Genomic DNA, 16,607 nt, shown 5'->3' with positions numbered 1-16,607 from the left:
TATGTTCCCATGCTAGTCATGGGTCATGTCCGCCAAAGCGATTCTCGAAAAGCTGGCCGTGCTCGCCGACGCGGCGAAATATGACGCGTCGTGCGCCTCGTCGGGGACGGTGAAACGCGACTCGACCGAAACGAAAGGCATCGGATCGACCGAGGGCATGGGCATTTGTCACAGCTATGCGCCCGACGGACGGTGCATCTCGCTGCTCAAGATATTGCTCACCAACTTCTGCATCTATGACTGCCGCTTCTGCATCAACCGCGCGTCGAGCAATGTCGAACGCGCGCGCTTCAGCCCGCAGGAAGTCGTGCGGCTGACGCTCGATTTCTACAAGCGCAACTATATCGAGGGGCTGTTTCTCTCGTCGGGCATCATCCGCTCCGAGGATTATACGATGGAGCAGCTGGTCGAGGTCGCGCGCATATTGCGCGAGGAGCATCGCTTTCAGGGCTATATCCATCTGAAGACGATCGCGGGCGCCGACCCCGGGTTGATCGCACTGGCCGGGCTTTATGCCGACCGGTTGTCGACCAATGTCGAGTTGCCGACCGAGGCGGGCCTGTCGAGCTTCGCGCCCGAAAAGAAGCCCGAGACGATCCGCAAGACGATGGCGTCGGTGCGCATCGGCGCCGACGACGCGATCGATGCGGCGAAGAGTCGGTTGATCGGCAAGGCGAGGCCGCCGCGCTTCGCGCCCGCAGGGCAATCGACGCAGATGATCGTCGGCGCCGATGCCGCGCGCGACGACGATATATTGAAGACCGCGAGCAACCTTTATTCGGGCTATCAGCTCCGCCGCGTCTATTATTCGGCGTACAGCCCGATCCCCGACGCGAGCAGCGACCTGCCGCCGGTGCGGCCGCCGCTGATGCGCGAGCACCGGCTCTACCAGGCCGACTGGCTGCTGCGCTTCTATGGCTTCGAGCGCGCCGAGATCATGGAGGGGGCGAGCGGAGGGATGCTCGACCTGACCATCGATCCCAAGCTCGCCTGGGCGCTGCAGCGGCGCGAGGCCTTTCCGGTCGACATCAACCGCGCGCCGCGCGAATTGCTGCTGCGCGTGCCGGGGCTGGGGACGCGCGCGGTCGACCGCATCGTCGCGGCGCGGCGGCTGGGGAAGCTCGGGCTCGGCGATCTGGCAAAGCTGACCGCGTCGGTGAAGAAGCTGTTGCCCTTCATCGTCACGCCCGACTGGCGACCCGGCAAACTCACCGACAGCGCCGATCTGCGCGCGCGCTTTGCGCCGCCGCCCGAGCAATTGGCGCTGGCGCTGTGAGGGAGGTCGTCCTCAAAACAGCCGGCGACTTTGCCGAGTGGCGGAGCGCGGCGCGAGGATTGCTCGCGGGCGGGGTCGCGCCCGAGGATGTGAGCTGGCGCGGCGGCGGCGAAGGTGCGTCGCTGTTCGGCGACGCGGTGGTGGCTGCGCCCGGCGCCGCGGTGTCGCTGCCGCGCGAACTGCTCGAAATTGCCGAGCGCGTGATCTGCCACCGCGACCCCGAAGTCCCGGCGCGGCTCTATCGCGTGATCTGGCGCGCGGCGCGCGACCGGCAATTGCTCGCGCGGACGACCGACGCCGAGGTTGATTGGCTGCGGGGGGCCGACAAGGCGATCCGCCGCGATGTCCACAAGATGCACGCCTTCGTGCGTTTCCGGCGCGTAGGCGAAGCGGCGGGGCGCGAGCGTTTCGCGGCTTGGTTCGAACCGTCGCATCGCATCCTCCGGCTGACCGCACCCTTTTTTCAGCGGCGCTTTACCGGGATGGACTGGGCGATTGTCACCCCCGACGCGCGCGCGATCTGGCAGGACGAGACGCTCACCTACGGCCCTGGGGGGACGAAGGACGAGGTGCCCGATAGCGATGTCGTCGAGGATCAGTGGCGCACCTATTATGGCGCGATCTTCAATCCCGCGCGGGTCAAGGTCGACGCGATGCGCGCCGAGATGCCGAAAAAATATTGGAAGAATCTGCCCGAGGCGCAGGATATCGCGCCGCTGCTCGCGGGGGCGGAGGCGCGGGTGGAACGCATGCGCGAGACCGCCGTTTCTCTGGCAAACCCGTTGACCGAGAAATGGCGGACGCGCGTGCCCGACGAATTGGCCCTCGATAACGATGTGAAGACGCTGGATGAACTGGCGCGCGCGGTCGACAAGTGCAAACGCTGCCCGCTCTATTGCCACGCGACGCAGGGCGTGGCGGGCGAGGGGCCGAAGGCGGCGCGGATCATGCTCGTCGGCGAGCAGCCCGGCGATCAGGAGGATTTGCAGGGCCGGCCGTTCGTCGGGCCGGCGGGACAGGTGCTGAACGAGGCGCTGGAGGAGGCGGGGCTCGACCGCAAACGGCTGTTCCTCACCAACGCGGTCAAGCATTTCAAATTCGAGCCGCGCGGCAAAAGGCGGCTGCATCAAAATCCGACGACCGGCGAGATCGACATCTGCCGCTGGTGGCTCGACAAGGAACGCGCCTTCGTCCAGCCCGAGCTGATCGTCACCTTGGGCGCTAGCGCGCTGCGCGGCGTGACGGGCAAGAGCGCGAGCATCAAGTCGATGCGCGGCGCGGCGCACGAGCTGGAAGGCGGTGCGAAGCTGGTGGCGACGATTCATCCGTCCTTCCTGCTGCGGATGCCCGACCGGACACGCGCCGCCGAGGAGCGCAAGGCGTTCGTCGCCGACCTGATCCGCGCACGGAAACTCGCCGCCTGATGGCGAAGGCCAAGACCTGGATCGAGCCGCATCCGAGCGGCATTTACGTCAAGCCCGCCGACCTGTGGATCGATCCGTCGCGCCCCGTCGAGCGCGCTGCGGTGACGCATGGCCACGCCGACCATGCGCGCAGCGGCCATGGCGCGGTGTTTGCGACGCCCGAAACGCTCGCGATCATGGCGCTGCGCTATGGCGTCGATGCCGAGGCGAGCCATAATCAGGCGTATGAATATGGCGACGGCTTCGAGCGCGGCGGGGTGCGCTTCAGCTTTCACCCGGCGGGACATGTGCTCGGCAGCGCGCAGATTTTGATGGAATATCAGGGCGAACGGATCGTCGTGACCGGCGATTACAAGCGGCGGCCCGACCCGACCTGCGCACGCTTCGAGGTCGTGCCGTGCGACATCTTCGTCACCGAGGCGACGTTCGGCCTGCCGGTGTTCCGCCATCCCCCGACCGGCGACGAGATCGCCAAGCTGATCGGCGCGGTGCGCGCCGAACCTGACCGTGCGGTGCTCGTCGGCGCCTATGCGCTTGGCAAGGCGCAGCGGGTGATTGCAGAGCTGCGCGGTGCGGGGTGGGATGCGCCGATCTATATCCATGGCGCGCTCGAGAAGATGTGCCAGCTCTACGCGATCCATGGGGTCGACCTCGGCGAACTGCGGCTCGTGTCGGAAACCGACAAGGCCGAGATGGCGGGGCAGATCGTCCTCGCGCCGCCCTCGGCGCTCAATGATCGCTGGTCGCGGCGGCTGCCCGATCCGGTCACCGCGATGGCGTCGGGCTGGATGCGTGTGCGCCAGCGGGCGCGGCAGCGGATGGTCGAACTGCCGCTGGTGATCTCGGATCACGCCGACTGGGACGAACTGACGGCGACGATCGCCGAAGTTAACCCGAAGGAGAGCTGGATCACCCACGGTAGCGAGGACGGCCTGCTCCGCTGGTGCGAGCTGCATCAGCGGAAAGCCCGCGCGCTGCATCTGGTCGGCCGCGATCTGGAGGAGGAAGCGTGAAGCGCTTTGCGGCCCTGATCGACCGGCTGATCTACACGCGCTCGCGTAACAGCAAGCTCGCGCTGATCGTCGATTATCTCCGCCACACGCCCAATCCCGATCGCGGCTGGGCGATCGCGGCGCTGACCGAGAGCCTCGACTTTCCGGCGGTGAAGGCGGGGACGGTGCGGACGTTGCTCGCGACGCGGGTCGACGAGGAATTGTTTCGTCTGTCGCGGCATTTCGTCGGGGACACGGCGGAGACGGCGGCGCTGTTGTGGCCCGATGCGCAGGGGAAGAAGGCGGATCTTAGCGTGTCGGAGGCGGTCGATGCGCTCGCTGCCACCAGCCGCAGCGACGCCCCCGCAGTGGTCGCCTCGCTGCTCGACCGGCTCGACGCCGACGGACGTTATGCTTTGCTCAAGCTCGCACTCGGCGGGATGCGCGTCGGGGTGTCGGCGCGGCTCGCCAAACAGGCGTTCGCGCAGGCGTTCGACGTGCCCGTCGACGATGTCGAGGAGCTGTGGCACGCGATCGCGCCGCCCTATGCGCCGCTGTTCGCGTGGGGCGAGGGTAGGGCGGAGCGGCCCGATCTTGCCGACGTCGCCTTCTTTCGTCCCTTCATGCTTGCGCACCCGTTGGAGGACGGCAGCGTCGACCTTGCCGACTATGCCGCCGAGTGGAAATGGGACGGCATTCGCGTCCAGATCGTGGGCGGTGGCGGCGAGACGCGCATCTACAGCCGCGGCGGCGAAGAGATCAGCGGGGCGTTTCCCGAACTCGTCGCGGCGTTCGATCAGGACGCGGTGATCGATGGCGAACTGCTTGTGCGCGGCGAGGTGCAGGGGGGTGAAGCGGCCAGCTTTAACGCCTTGCAGCAGCGCCTCGGCCGCAAGGTCGTGTCGAAGAAGATGCTCGCCGATTATCCCGCCTTCGTGCGTGTCTATGACCTGCTTGCGGTTGACGGCAACGATCTGCGCGGCCTGCCGTGGAGCGAACGGCGCAGGCAGTTGGAGGCGTTCGTGCCGCGGCTCGCCGACAGTCATTTCGACCTGTCGCAGGTGATCGACGCGGCCGATTTCGACGACCTCGCCACGCGCCGCGCCGGTGCGCGCGATGCCGCGATCGAGGGGGTGATGCTCAAGCGCCGCGATGCGCCATATGTCGCGGGGCGGCGCGCGGGGCTCTGGTATAAATGGAAGCGCGACCCGCTCACCGCCGATTGCGTGATGATGTATGCGCAGCGCGGCAACGGCCGCCGCGCGAGCTTCTATTCGGACTATACTTTCGGATGCTGGACCGATGGGGGCGAGCTGCTCCCGGTGGGGAAGGCCTATTCGGGGTTCACCGACGAGGAATTGAAGTGGCTCGACAAGTTCGTGCGCGACAACACGCTGAACCGTTTCGGCCCGGTGCGCGAGGTCGAGAAGTCGCTTGTGCTTGAGGTCGCCTTCGATTCGATCCACGCGTCCAAGCGCCACAAGTCGGGGCTCGCGATGCGCTTCCCGCGCATATCGCGCATTCGCCGCGACAAGCCCGCCGAGGAAGCCGACCGGATCGCGACGCTGCAAGCGATGGTGACCTGACGTCAAACCCGACGAGTGTGCCCCCGCGAAGGCGGGGGTCCATCTCCGGTCGGCGCGATTTCGAACCGGCGGGAGATGGGTCCCCGCCTTCGCGGGGACACACGCACCTCTTTAAGTCGCGATTCGGAAAGGTCGCGATTTGGGAAAAATTCCTCGTCCCGGGCTTGCAACTCGGCGGCGCGATACCGAGTTAAAGGCCCGAATCCATAAAAAAGGAGACTGCCATGACGATCGCCCATCCTCCTCTCCCCTATGCCCAGGACGCGCTGGAGCCGCATATCTCGGCCGACACGCTGGCGACGCACCATGGCAAGCACCACAAGGCCTATGTCGACAAGACCAACGCCGCGATCGAGGGCACCGACCTCGCGTCGAAGCCGCTCGAGGAAATCGTCCACCACGCCGAAGGTTCGGGCAACAAGGGCCTGTTCAACAATGCCGCGCAGTCGTGGAACCACGCTTTCTATTGGGAAAGCCTGAGCCCCGCGAAGACCGAGCCCACGGGCGATCTGCTCGCCGCGATCGAGCGCGATTTCGGTTCGCTGGGCGACCTCAAGAAGAAGCTCAAGGAAACCGCGGTCAATCATTTCGCGTCGGGCTGGGCCTGGCTCGTCTCGCGCGACGGCACGCTGTCGGTCACCGACACGCATGACGCGGGCACCGAACTGGTCGCGGGCATCAAGCCGATCCTCGTGATCGACGTGTGGGAACATGCCTATTATATCGACCGCAAGAATCTGCGTCCGGCCTATGTCGACGCGGTGGTCGACGAACTGCTCAATTGGGATTTCGCCGCCGAGAATTTCGCGCGCGACGGGACGTGGACCTACCCGGCGTAATATCTTTGCTTTCAGGAAAATGCCGTGTGTCCCCGCGAAGGCGGGGACCCATCTCCTGACGGTTCAAAATGGCGCCGACCGGAGATGGGCTCCCGCCTTCGCGGGAGCACGCGCTTTTCTTTTGAAGCAGGGCGTTCAGGTTCTGCGGCTCGTGTAATCCGTAACGAAAATTGGCCCGCGCGCCCCTATCGGGATCGTCCGCCTTCTCCTATAGCGCCGCCATGACGATCAGCCTGTTCGAACTTTTCAAAATCGGTGTCGGCCCCTCGAGCTCGCATACCGTCGGCCCCATGGTCGCGGCGCGGCGCTTCACCGTCTGGCTGGACGAGCGGGCGCTGCTCGCGAAAACCGTGCATGTCGAAGCCGACCTTTACGGCTCGCTGGCGCTGACCGGCAAGGGCCACGCTGCCGATACCGCGGTGGTCGCGGGGCTCGCGGGCGAAATCCCCGCCTCGACCAGCCTCGCCGCGATCAAGGCGCATTGGGACCGCGCCACGAGTGAAGGTTTCCTCACCCTGCTCGGCCGCCAGCGCGTGCGCTTCCAGCCGGCAAGCGACCTGCATTTCCAGATGAAGCAGCGCCAGCCGTTTCACAGCAATGCCCTGAGCTTCACCGCGCGCGACGGTGACGGCGAGATCCTCGCGAAGCGCATGTATTTCTCGATCGGTGGCGGCTTCGTCGTCGACGAGGACGAGGCGGGGCGCAACAGCCGCGGCGCCGAGGACGAAGTTGAACTGCCCTATCCCTTCACTTCGGGCGCCGACCTGATCGAGATGGGCAAGGCGTCGAGCCTCAGCTTTGCCGAAATGATGTTCGCCAACGAAGTTCGTCACCGCCCGCCGAACGAGGTGACGGCGGGTATCGATGCGATCGCCGATGCGATGGACGCGTCGATCGACGCCGGCTGTTCCAGCACGGGCGTGCTGCCCGGCGGTCTCAAGGTCAAGCGCCGCGCGCCGCAGATCGCCGACGACATCCGCAACCGCCACGAAGCCAATCTGACCGATCCGCTCGCGATGATGGACTGGATCAACCTGTGGGCGATGGCGGTGAACGAGGAGAATGCCGCGGGCGGCAAGGTCGTCACCGCGCCGACGAACGGCGCCGCGGGGATCATCCCGGCGGTGATCCGCTTTTACCGGCGCGGCTATCGCGGCGATGCGAAGGGCGTGCGCACCTTCCTGCTCGCCGCGGGCGCGGTCGGCGCATTGTACAAGCGCAACGCCAGCATCTCGGGCGCCGAGGTCGGCTGCCAAGGCGAGGTCGGAGTCGCCTGCTCGATGGCGGCGGCCGGGCTGACGGCGGCCTTGGGCGGCACCAACGCGCAGGTCGAGAACGCCGCCGAGATCGGCATGGAGCATAATCTCGGCCTGACCTGTGATCCCATTGGCGGCCTCGTCCAGATCCCGTGCATCGAGCGCAACGCGATGGGCGCGATCAAGGCGATCGACGCCAGCCGCATCGCGATGATCGGCGACGGTACGCATGTGGTGAGCCTCGACACGGTGATCGCGACGATGCTGCAGACGGGGCGCGACATGCGCGACAAATATAAAGAAACGTCGAAGGGCGGGCTTGCGGTCAGCGTCGTGGAGTGCTGATAGCGCGAGCAGACCTAAGGAGACTCGTGCCATGAAGACCCGTGCCGCCGTTGCCTTCGAAGCGAAGAAGCCGCTCGAGATCGTCGAACTCGATCTGGAAGGCCCGAAGGCGGGCGAGGTGCTGGTCGAGATCATGGCGACGGGCATCTGCCACACCGACGCCTATACGCTCGACGGCTTCGACAGCGAGGGCATCTTCCCGAGCGTGCTGGGGCATGAGGGCGCAGGCGTGGTGCGCGAGGTCGGCGCGGGCGTCACGTCGGTGAAGCCCGGCGACCATGTGATCCCGCTCTATACCCCCGAATGCCGCCAGTGCAAAAGCTGCCTTTCGGGCAAGACCAACCTCTGCACCGCGATCCGCGCGACACAGGGCAAGGGGCTGATGCCCGACGGCACGACGCGCTTCAGCTACAAGGGGCAGCCGATCTTCCATTATATGGGCTGCTCGACCTTCGCGAACTTCACCGTGTTGCCCGAGATTGCGGTCGCGAAGATCCGCGAGGACGCGCCCTTCCAGCCCGCCTGCTACATCGGCTGCGGCGTCACCACGGGCGTGGGCGCGGTGATCAATACCGCGAAGGTGCAGGTCGGCGACAATGTCGTGGTGTTCGGGCTCGGCGGCATCGGGCTCAACGTGATCCAGGGCGCGCGGCTTGCCGGCGCGAACCAGATCATCGGCGTCGACATCAACCCCGACCGCGAAGAGTGGGGCCGCAAGTTCGGGATGACCGACTTCCTCAATACCAAGGGCATGAGCCGCGAAGAGACCGTCGCGGCGATCGTGCAGCTGACCGACGGCGGCGCCGATTACACCTTCGATGCAACGGGTAACACCGAGGTGATGCGCACCGCGCTCGAGGCCTGCCACCGCGGCTGGGGCACCTCGATCATCATCGGCGTCGCCGAGGCCGGCAAGGAAATCGCGACGCGGCCGTTTCAGCTCGTTACCGGGCGCAACTGGCGCGGCACCGCGTTCGGCGGGGCGAAGGGGCGCACCGACGTGCCCAAGATCGTCGACATGTATATGACCGGCAAGATCGAGATCGATCCGATGATCACCCACGTCATGGGGCTGGAAGAGATCAACAAGGGCTTCGACCTGATGCACGCGGGGGAAAGCATCCGCAGCGTCGTCGTTTACTGAGGGAAGGCACTTCATGTTCAGCCATGTGGCGCTGGGGTCGAACGACATCGCGGCGAGCAAGCGGTTTTACGACGCGGTTCTCGGCGTGTTCGGCGCGCCCGAGGGCGTGATCGATGAGCGCGGGCGGCTGATCTACATGCACGCCGGCGGCCGGCTGATCCTCACCCATCCGGTCAACGGCGAAACCGCCGCCTGCGGCAACGGGCATACCTTGGGATTCCTCGCGCCATCGACCGATGCGGTCGATGCCTGGCACGCCGCCGGGGTCGCGAATGGCGGCACCACGGCGGAGAATCCGCCGGGTATCCGCCATGCCACCGAGGGACGCACCGTCTATCTCGCCTATCTGCGCGATCCCGCCGGCAACAAGCTGTGCGCGACGCACAAGATTTCGGGCTGAGATGGCGGACGATCGCGCACCCGCCTATGTGCTGACCTTCAGCTGCGTCGATGCGGTCGGGATCGTCGCGGCGGTGACCGGGCTGCTCGCGGAGCGCGACGGCTTCATCCTCGACAGCCAGCAATATGCCGATCTCGATTCCGGGCGCTTCTTTATGCGCGTCGAATTTCGCGGCGAAGGGCCGCGTTTTCCCGAGGGGCTGGCGGGGGTGCAGGCGGCGTTCGCGCCGATCGTCGAGCGGTTCCAGATGGACGCGCGGATCAGCGACCGGACCGCGAAGCCGCGCTTCGTGATCGCGGTGTCGCAGGGCAGCCATTGCCTCAACGATCTGCTTCACCGCTGGTCGACGGGCAACCTCGCGATCGACGTGGCCGGCGTCGTGTCGAATCACGAGGCGCAGCGGCGGCTCTCCGAATGGCACGGCGTGCCCTTCCATTATCTGCCGGTGAGCGATGCGAACCGCGCCGAACAGGAAGCGGCGATTCTTGACGTCATGGAACGGGGTGGCGCCGAATATCTGGTGCTCGCGCGCTATATGCAGGTGCTGTCGACCGGCCTGTCAGATCGGCTCGCCGGGCGCTGCATCAATATCCACCACAGCTTCCTGCCCGGCTTCAAGGGCGCCAAGCCCTATCATCGCGCGCAGGAGCGCGGGGTCAAGCTGATCGGCGCGACCGCGCATTTCGTGACGAGCGACCTCGACGAGGGGCCGATCATCGAACAGGCGGTCGAGCGCGTCGATCACCGCGACGGCGTCGACGAACTGATCCGCATCGGCCGCGATACCGAGGCGCAGGTACTCGCGAGGGCGGTGCGCTGGGTCGCCGAACAGCGCGTGCTGATCGATGGCCGCAAGACGGTGGTCTTTCGTTAGGGCGTGCGCTGCTTGCGCGTTCGTCATTTTCGGGGAACCCGCGAACATGATGGCAGCTGGTCCTGACCGGCGGGGCAGGGTAGGTATCGAATCGCAACCAGAATCAGGAGGAGCATAAAGCCATGTACAGTCACAATATGGTCGGATCGAACGACATCGAGGCGTCGAAGAAATTCTATGACGCGACCTTTCAGGCGATCGGCGGCAAGCCGGCGATCGTCGACGACAAGGGACGTCTGATCTATATGCACAAGGGCGGGCTGTTCCTCGTCGGCGCGCCGATCGACGGCGAACCCGCGTCGATCGGCAACGGCTGCACGATCGGCTTCGCGATGGAAAATCCCGAGCAGGCAAATGCGTGGCACGACGCCGGCATCGCCGCGGGCGGTACGTCGATCGAAGACCCGCCGGGCGTGCGCGAAGGCGGTTTCGGCCAGCTCTATCTCGCCTATCTGCGCGATCCGTCGGGCAACAAGCTTTGCGCGCTACACCGCGTCGTCTGAGCCGATAATATGATGCGAGGCGAAGCGGGATTGCTGGCCGATTTGGGCGTGCTCGCGATCCCCTTTGCCGCGCACGAACATGAGGCGGTGTTTACCGTTGCCGAGAGCGACGCGGTGCATGCCGCGATGCCGGGCGCGCACACCAAGAATCTGTTCCTGAAGGACAAGGGCGGCGCCTTCTGGCTCGTCACGGTGCCGTCGGAGGCGCGCGTCGACCTGAAGGCGCTGCCCGCCGCGATCGGCAGCAAGCGGGTCAGCTTCGGCAAGGCGGAGGATATGGAGCGGTTGCTCGGCATTGCGCCCGGATCGGTAACCCCGCTCGCCGCGATCAACGCGGCGCCGGGAAGCATCGCGGTGGTGCTCGACGCAGGGCTGGCGGCCGCGGAGACGGTGAACGTCCACCCGCTTCGCAACACCGGCACGCTTGGACTCGCCGGCGCAACGATCCTCGACCTCTTGCGTCATTGGGGACATCGGCCGCTCGTCGCGGCCATCCCCGTTCAGGAACCCGCATGACCATCGAAACCCTTTCCACCGTTCGCAGCCATGGCGGGACGCAGGGCGTGTACAAGCATGCCAGCACCACGACCGGCACCGACATGAGTTTCGCGGTGTTCGTCCCCGACCATGAAGATGGCGCGAAGCTGCCCGTGCTTTGGTATCTCTCCGGGCTGACCTGCACCCACGCCAATGTCGTGGAGAAAGGCGAATATCGCGCCGCGTGCGCCGAGCATGGCGTGATCTTCATCGCGCCCGACACCAGCCCGCGCGGTGAAGGCGTGCCGGACGATCCCGATGCGGCCTATGATTTCGGGCTGGGCGCGGGTTTCTATGTCGATGCGACCGCCGAGCCGTGGGCGAAGAATTACCGGATGCGCTCGTACATCGAGGATGAGCTGCCCTCGCTGATCCTGCGCAATTTCGCGAGCGCCGATCTGAAGCGGCAGGCGATCACCGGCCATTCGATGGGCGGGCATGGCGCGCTGACCATCGGCCTGCGGGGTCAGGATCGCTTCCGGTCGGTGTCGGCCTTCTCGCCGATCGTCGCACCGTCGAGGTGCCCGTGGGGCGAAAAGGCGCTGACGGGCTATCTTGGCGACGACCGCGAGGATTGGCACGCCTATGACGCGTGCGCGCTGCTCGATCAGGGGCTGCGCGTGCCCGACCTGCTCGTCGATCAGGGCGACGCCGACAATTTCCGCGCCGAGCAGCTCAAGACCGAATTGCTGGTCGAGGCGTGCGAACGCAACGGGCAGAAGGCGGACATCCGGATGCAGCCGGGCTATGACCACAGCTATTATTTCATCTCGACCTTTATGGCCGAGCATGTCGCGTGGCATGCGGAGCGGTTGAAGGCGTGAGTTTTCTTCCCTCCCGCCCGCGCGGGAAGGCGATCAGGGATGCGCGCGGCTTGCGGCGCGCGCGGCCATCAGGTCCCACAGGCCGCTGTGCTGCGTGACGAGCTGCTGCGCACCAAACAGCATCGCGCGCTCGATCGCGGGGGTGTCGGCGACCGTAGCGGCGAGCCGCGCGGTTCCCGGCAAATCGGGCAGGGTGCAGGTCGGCGGCATCAGGTCGAGCCGCAGCGCGCTGATGTCGAGCAGCACGCGGATCGTCCGCCAGTCGAGCGTCAGCGCGATCGCGGCGCCGAGCGCGCAGCCGTGGCGATCCGATTCGGCGAGCATGTCGAGCGCCTTGCGCTGCGCGGCGACCGCGGCCTCGCACTGCGCCTGACCCTGGGTGCTCGGCACGGGGCCGACCGCCGAGGCGATTTTCGACAGGAAGGCGCGCTCAAGGACGAAAGCTTCGGCGGCTTCGTCCATCCACCGGCGCGACGCTGGATCGACCGCCTTGCGCGCGGCATTGTCGATGACGCCGGGGTGGCGGCCGTGGAGAAGGCAAAGGAAATGCACCGCGTCGGCGAGATTGCGCATCGCCTCGGGCCCGCTTGACAGGGCGCCCGAGCGGACGTGCGGGTGCGCGCCGGTGCCGTCGCTGGCGACGAGCGTATCGAGCATTTCGGCGGCGCCGCGCGTCTGCGTTTTGGGCTGGGGCGACTGGCTCAACGCTCGATCCTCGCTGTGGCAGGGGCGCGGAGGCCCAAGCCGATGGAATGTCAGCGATCGGTCATAGGGCAACGTCGTAAACGACGCGTTTATAAGCGGCGTTTTGATTTGCGGTGAGCCTGTGTCAGTCAGGAACAAGTCGAGCGGAAACCAAAGGGACCGGCAAGCCCCGGGGAGAAGATTGCCGGTCCCATGCTATGGCGCCGGGGCGCCATCGGAGCGGAGGGGCCAGACGGGGAGAGGGATGCCCGGCCGGGACCGCTCAAGCCGCGAGTGCGAGTTCTTCAGCCTTGTCGGCTTTCGGTGCGTCGGCTTCGATCGTGGTCAGCGCGGGCTGGCCGGCGGTCTTCGCGGGGAAGAACAACCGCGATGCGAGCACGACGAGACCGAGCGCGAAATAGGCCGCAAAGGTCTGGACGGGGAAGAAAAAGAGCGGCGCGATGAACGCCAGGCGCAGATACAGCGGGTTGAAGCCGAAATCCTGGCCCACGGCCTCGCAGATACCGAAGAAGGTGTCGCGGCGGCGGAAGATGTTGGTGGTTTCACTGTCCATTTTTTCGTCTTTCCCTTTGGCTGCGGGCATCGCCCCGCGCAGATGCAGGCTGCATCGCAAAGGCCGTGCCAATTTCCGCAGTCCCTCGAATTTCCGGGCTTTTTCCCGTTTTCACCGCCTTCGGCGACGATATTGTTCGTGAATCGATTCCCATTGAATGGGAAGTGTCACCATTTGATGGGTGACGCCTGAACCGACCATGAAGCCGCCGATGGTGACGGCGAGCCGCTATGTGATGGGCAAATATGAAGATTTAAAGATGGAGGGAATAATAATTGTGCGATGCAGCAATTTTGTCGCATGTTCGCTAACCGATAGGAACATGCACTCCCAACTCCGTTCGCATCGAGCCCTTCGACGGCCTTGGCAGGCGCTCAGGATAAACTTCAGCTCGAGATGCTCCTCGGGCTGGGCGTTGCGTCGATGGGTGTCTCGACTTCGCTCGACACGAACGGAAACAGAGGAACGGCCGCTCCCCACCCCAAAGCCGCCCTCGGCATCGAGGTCAGCGACATAATCACCTCAATATTCCGAGAATCCAATCCGCCAGCCACGCACCATCGTCCCCCGCGAAGCTGTGCGAGGCGCTTGCGAGCTTCTCGATCTTCACGCGGTTCAGCGCCGCTTGGCAATTTTCGACAAAGGCCTGCGCCGTTCGATCACCTGTCGCGAGCAAGATCGTCGCGGGTGCGCCCAGTTCGGCGATCGCGCGGTCGATCCGCGCGGCCAGGCTGTCAGGCGCGGCCGGTGTCGCGGGCGTCCCGAGTGCGGACAGGCCGCGAAAAAGCTTGCGGAAATCGATCTCGCCCCTGAACAGGCGGAGCAGGCTCTTCGGGTCCTTCAGCCGCGCCAAGTAGCGCGCGCGGATCGCGGCGGCGGGCGGCAGCGCGGGCTCGTCCGATGGCTTCGCCTCGTCGCCGTCATAGGTCCAGGGATTGGCGAGGACCAGCGCGTCAATTGCAAGCGGCTGGTGAAGCAACAGCGCGCTCGCCGCATCGCAATTGCCGAAGCCGATGATGCGCGTCACGTGGGGTGCCGCCCCGCGAAACGCCGCAATCGCCGCGCTGATATCGGGACCGCCGTTTTCGAACCCGCGGTTTTCTCCTTCGCTGTCGCCGATCCCGCGCCGGTCGAAGCGGAACACCGGATGGCCCGCCGCCGCGACGCGCTGCGCCAGCGTCGCCATGCCGCGATGCGCGCCGCTGCGGATTTCATTGCCGCCCGACACGATCAACAGCCCGGTGCTGGCGGGCGCATCGTCGAGCGACGCGGCGAGCGCGGCGCCTTCGCAGTCGAAGGTCAGCTGATGCCGCATGTCTTGCTCCACACGGCGATGTCGGTGGCGACGGCGCGCGCCATCGCGGCATCCTCGCCGGGTTCGGCGCGCAGCCAGAGCGGGGTTCCCGCAATGCCGTCGTTGCCTACGCCAATGCTGCGCAGCGGTTCGACCGGTTGCGCTTCGGCGGCGCTCAGTTGCGCGACCATCGCGGGCGATAACGCATTGCCCGCGAGCAGCAGGACTTCGGACTGCGCCGCGGCTTGAAGGCTTTCGAGCGACGAGGTCACACCCGACTCGCGATCCGCCGTGACGCGGGCGCGGAGCAGGGTGCGGAGCAGCGACGCGCCGCCGGTGGGCGCGAGCCGCCACCATGCCGCGGCTTTGACCCGGTGATCGATCAGCGCCCCGCCGCGCACCGATGCAACGATCGCCGGTCCATCGATCGTCGCGACGACCTCGACCAATGCGTCCTGCCATCGTTCGAGATCGACATCGGCGAGCGGCACGAGGCTTTCATTCTGCCCCGGCAGGTCGGGCAGCACCGCCGCAAAGCCGTCGGCCGCGAGCGCGCGCATCGCGAGCACCAAGGTGCGGCGCGTACGGTTCGCTTCTTCGAACAGCGGCGGGACGATGACGACGGTGGCGCGGGGCGCGCCGGTAGGGTCGATGCGCAGTTGATGTTCGGCCGAGAGTGCGACCATTCGTCTTCTCCCAATCGTCATCCCGGCCTTCGCCGGGATGACGGTAAGGAGGGATAAGCATCGCCCTCAATCGGCAACCTTGCGCAGCGAAAATGCGAGCAAATTGCCATAGGTTTCAAAGATTTCGCCGTCGACCTCATCATCGTCGATGACGATGCCAAGCCGGTCTTCCATCTCGGTCAGCACCGTCGCGACCGCCATCGAATCGAATTCGGGCAGCTCGCCGAACAAGCCGCTGTCTTCGGTCAGCGCGGCCGCCCGCGCTTCGCCGAGCCCGAGCACGTCGGCGAGCAGGGCGCGGAGGGCGGCATCGACGCCGGATGCTTCATGGGCGGGTTCGGTCACTTTTCTTTCCTCAGCAGCGAACGGGCAAAAGCCTTCAATGCCGGCCCCCATGCCGCGAGCCGCGACGGATTGAAAGCCTCGATACGCCACAGCGGCTCGTGCCGGTTCATCCAGTCGCGCTTATAGGCGTCGTTGCCGGTGCCGAAATCGACGCGTTTCACGCCGTCGACCTCGATGACATGACGGAACAGCGCTGCCGAGAGCAATGTGCCGGGCGAGGCTTTCAGGCTGTCCTCGACATGCGCGAGCTTGTGGATGAAGGCGGTGCCGTCCTCGACCGTCCAATATTGCGCCGCGACCGGCACGCCTTCGATCCGCGCGATCCCCATGCGGAGGCGTCCGCCCGCACCCTCGGCCTCCGCAAAGGCGCGGAGCAGCGCAGGATGACCCTCTTCGGGTTTCCAGCTCGCGGCATAGATTTGCTCATACGCCGCCCAGCTTCCCGGATCGAAATCGGTGAGTAGCTGGATGTCGACGATGCCCTTTTTGGCCTTGCGCTGGACGGTATTGCGCAGCGCGCCGGGCCGGCTCGCCCACCAAGCGTCATGGTCCATATCGCCGAGGTCGAGCCAATGGCGGTCGCCGGCGGGCGTTTCCTTGACCCACCAGCCCGCGTCACGGAGCGCGACGGCAACCTCCGCAGTTTCGGAGACAGGGTAGAGTGTGAGGCGTGCGGCGTTTCGGCGAAGATCGGCGAAGAGCGCACGCGCGGCGTCGACTCGCTGGTCTTCGCCGGTAAAAAGCGGACGGATCGAAAAGCTGTACCAGTTGGTGAGTCCGGCGAAGACACCGGGCTTTTCAGTCCGCAGCGGCAGCCATGCCGCCGTCGAACCGGCGCTGCCATGCGCATCGAAACGGCCTCGGCCCGCGAAGCCGTGGGCTTCCAAAAGGTCGAACCATTCCGGCCGGTCGAACGGCGACGCAAAGCCGACCGCGCGCGCTGTGGCGGGCAGCCGCTCATCATTAGCGTGATGTTCACCGTTCCCTTGCATGGTGCGGCCCTCTATCACCTCACTCCTAACAG

At 66.0% G+C, this 16,607-nt stretch carries 18 protein-coding genes; 12 read left to right on the top strand and 6 right to left on the bottom strand.

Features of this window, described 5'->3' with window-relative positions; all coding sequences use genetic code 11:
• Window positions 1–25 precede the first annotated feature (25 nt).
• From GGR90_RS00910 to fghA, 12 genes are all read left to right on the top strand, one after another.
• Complete coding sequence (locus GGR90_RS00910; protein WP_167918580.1) at window positions 26–1,276, top strand: putative DNA modification/repair radical SAM protein; 1,251 nt, start codon at window positions 26–28, stop codon at window positions 1,274–1,276.
• Complete coding sequence (locus GGR90_RS00905) at window positions 1,273–2,700, top strand: UdgX family uracil-DNA binding protein (protein ID WP_167918578.1); 1,428 nt, start codon at window positions 1,273–1,275, stop codon at window positions 2,698–2,700. The genes GGR90_RS00910 and GGR90_RS00905 overlap by 4 nt, the downstream gene beginning before the upstream one ends.
• Complete coding sequence (locus GGR90_RS00900) at window positions 2,700–3,713, top strand: ligase-associated DNA damage response exonuclease (protein WP_167918576.1); 1,014 nt, start codon at window positions 2,700–2,702, stop codon at window positions 3,711–3,713. The genes GGR90_RS00905 and GGR90_RS00900 overlap by 1 nt, the downstream gene beginning before the upstream one ends.
• A complete protein-coding gene (locus GGR90_RS00895; protein WP_167918574.1) occupies window positions 3,710–5,278 on the top strand; it encodes a cisplatin damage response ATP-dependent DNA ligase in 1,569 nt (522 codons plus the stop codon). Before GGR90_RS00900 ends, GGR90_RS00895 begins: the two co-directional genes overlap by 4 nt.
• A 224-nt stretch (window positions 5,279–5,502) precedes the next feature.
• Window positions 5,503–6,117 (top strand): superoxide dismutase, encoded by a 615-nt coding sequence (locus tag GGR90_RS00890; protein WP_167918572.1) that lies wholly within the window; start codon window positions 5,503–5,505, stop codon window positions 6,115–6,117.
• A 221-nt stretch (window positions 6,118–6,338) separates the two neighbouring features.
• Window positions 6,339–7,718: an L-serine ammonia-lyase gene (locus GGR90_RS00885; protein ID WP_167918570.1), complete on the top strand. Its 1,380-nt coding sequence runs from the start codon at window positions 6,339–6,341 to the stop codon at window positions 7,716–7,718.
• A 31-nt stretch (window positions 7,719–7,749) separates the two neighbouring features.
• Window positions 7,750–8,862 (top strand): S-(hydroxymethyl)glutathione dehydrogenase/class III alcohol dehydrogenase, encoded by a 1,113-nt coding sequence (locus GGR90_RS00880; protein WP_167918568.1) that lies wholly within the window; start codon window positions 7,750–7,752, stop codon window positions 8,860–8,862.
• 13 nt (window positions 8,863–8,875) lie between these two features.
• Window positions 8,876–9,262 (top strand): VOC family protein, encoded by a 387-nt coding sequence (locus GGR90_RS00875; RefSeq protein WP_167918566.1) that lies wholly within the window; start codon window positions 8,876–8,878, stop codon window positions 9,260–9,262.
• Window position 9,263: 1 nt separating this feature from the next.
• Window positions 9,264–10,136, top strand: coding sequence for a formyltetrahydrofolate deformylase (gene purU, locus GGR90_RS00870; protein ID WP_167918564.1), 873 nt, complete (start codon window positions 9,264–9,266; stop codon window positions 10,134–10,136).
• A 122-nt stretch (window positions 10,137–10,258) separates the two neighbouring features.
• Window positions 10,259–10,639, top strand: coding sequence for a VOC family protein (locus GGR90_RS00865; protein ID WP_167918562.1), 381 nt, complete (start codon window positions 10,259–10,261; stop codon window positions 10,637–10,639).
• Between the two features lie 12 nt (window positions 10,640–10,651).
• Complete coding sequence (locus tag GGR90_RS00860) at window positions 10,652–11,155, top strand: prolyl-tRNA synthetase associated domain-containing protein (RefSeq protein ID WP_167920745.1); 504 nt, start codon at window positions 10,652–10,654, stop codon at window positions 11,153–11,155.
• On the top strand, window positions 11,152–12,000 hold the full coding sequence (fghA, locus tag GGR90_RS00855) for an S-formylglutathione hydrolase (RefSeq protein ID WP_167918560.1): 849 nt from the start codon (window positions 11,152–11,154) through the stop codon (window positions 11,998–12,000). The genes GGR90_RS00860 and fghA overlap by 4 nt, the downstream gene beginning before the upstream one ends.
• A gap of 33 nt (window positions 12,001–12,033) precedes the next feature.
• On the opposite strand, the gene GGR90_RS00850 is transcribed toward fghA, so the two are convergent.
• The 6 genes from GGR90_RS00850 to GGR90_RS00825 form a co-directional block, all read right to left on the bottom strand.
• The gene (locus GGR90_RS00850; RefSeq protein ID WP_245198330.1) at window positions 12,034–12,705 is read right to left on the bottom strand and encodes a DUF6975 family protein; all 672 of its coding nucleotides are present in this window, start codon (window positions 12,703–12,705) and stop codon (window positions 12,034–12,036) included.
• 262 nt (window positions 12,706–12,967) lie between these two features.
• On the bottom strand, window positions 12,968–13,258 hold the full coding sequence (locus GGR90_RS00845; RefSeq protein ID WP_167918558.1) for a PspC domain-containing protein: 291 nt from the start codon (window positions 13,256–13,258) through the stop codon (window positions 12,968–12,970).
• A 517-nt stretch (window positions 13,259–13,775) separates the two neighbouring features.
• Entirely contained in the window at window positions 13,776–14,573 is a 798-nt protein-coding gene (locus GGR90_RS00840) for a hydrolase 1, exosortase A system-associated (RefSeq protein WP_167918556.1), read from the bottom strand.
• Entirely contained in the window at window positions 14,558–15,238 is a 681-nt protein-coding gene (locus tag GGR90_RS00835; RefSeq protein WP_245198328.1) for an alpha/beta hydrolase family protein, read from the bottom strand. Before GGR90_RS00835 ends, GGR90_RS00840 begins: the two co-directional genes overlap by 16 nt.
• A gap of 66 nt (window positions 15,239–15,304) precedes the next feature.
• Window positions 15,305–15,583, bottom strand: coding sequence for a phosphopantetheine-binding protein (locus GGR90_RS00830; protein ID WP_167918552.1), 279 nt, complete (start codon window positions 15,581–15,583; stop codon window positions 15,305–15,307).
• The gene (locus tag GGR90_RS00825) at window positions 15,580–16,575 is read right to left on the bottom strand and encodes a GNAT family N-acetyltransferase (RefSeq protein ID WP_167918550.1); all 996 of its coding nucleotides are present in this window, start codon (window positions 16,573–16,575) and stop codon (window positions 15,580–15,582) included. The genes GGR90_RS00830 and GGR90_RS00825 overlap by 4 nt, the downstream gene beginning before the upstream one ends.
• Window positions 16,576–16,607 lie beyond the last annotated feature (32 nt).

The sequence above is a fragment of the Sphingopyxis italica genome, assembly GCF_011926545.1.
In the GTDB taxonomy this organism is placed as follows: Bacteria; Pseudomonadota; Alphaproteobacteria; order Sphingomonadales; family Sphingomonadaceae; genus Sphingopyxis; species Sphingopyxis italica.
Note: the sequence above shows the minus strand (reverse complement) of the source record. Positions and strands in the feature narration are given on the sequence as shown.

Excerpts from the sequence above, each read along its gene's own strand:
- GGR90_RS00910 (WP_167918580.1), top strand. The coding sequence starts at position 26 with ATGTCCGCCAAAGCGATTCTCGAAAAGCTGGCCGTGCTCGCCGACGCG.
- GGR90_RS00900 (WP_167918576.1), top strand. The coding sequence starts at position 2,700 with ATGGCGAAGGCCAAGACCTGGATCGAGCCGCATCCGAGCGGCATTTAC.
- GGR90_RS00890 (WP_167918572.1), top strand. The coding sequence starts at position 5,503 with ATGACGATCGCCCATCCTCCTCTCCCCTATGCCCAGGACGCGCTGGAG.
- GGR90_RS00885 (WP_167918570.1), top strand. The coding sequence starts at position 6,339 with ATGACGATCAGCCTGTTCGAACTTTTCAAAATCGGTGTCGGCCCCTCG.
- GGR90_RS00880 (WP_167918568.1), top strand. The coding sequence starts at position 7,750 with ATGAAGACCCGTGCCGCCGTTGCCTTCGAAGCGAAGAAGCCGCTCGAG.
- GGR90_RS00875 (WP_167918566.1), top strand. The coding sequence starts at position 8,876 with ATGTTCAGCCATGTGGCGCTGGGGTCGAACGACATCGCGGCGAGCAAG.
- purU (WP_167918564.1), top strand. The coding sequence starts at position 9,264 with ATGGCGGACGATCGCGCACCCGCCTATGTGCTGACCTTCAGCTGCGTC.
- GGR90_RS00865 (WP_167918562.1), top strand. The coding sequence starts at position 10,259 with ATGTACAGTCACAATATGGTCGGATCGAACGACATCGAGGCGTCGAAG.
- GGR90_RS00860 (WP_167920745.1), top strand. The coding sequence starts at position 10,652 with ATGCGAGGCGAAGCGGGATTGCTGGCCGATTTGGGCGTGCTCGCGATC.
- fghA (WP_167918560.1), top strand. The coding sequence starts at position 11,152 with ATGACCATCGAAACCCTTTCCACCGTTCGCAGCCATGGCGGGACGCAG.
- GGR90_RS00845 (WP_167918558.1), bottom strand. The coding sequence starts at position 13,258 with ATGGACAGTGAAACCACCAACATCTTCCGCCGCCGCGACACCTTCTTC.
- GGR90_RS00840 (WP_167918556.1), bottom strand. The coding sequence starts at position 14,573 with ATGCGGCATCAGCTGACCTTCGACTGCGAAGGCGCCGCGCTCGCCGCG.
- GGR90_RS00835 (WP_245198328.1), bottom strand. The coding sequence starts at position 15,238 with ATGGTCGCACTCTCGGCCGAACATCAACTGCGCATCGACCCTACCGGC.
- GGR90_RS00825 (WP_167918550.1), bottom strand. The coding sequence starts at position 16,575 with ATGCAAGGGAACGGTGAACATCACGCTAATGATGAGCGGCTGCCCGCC.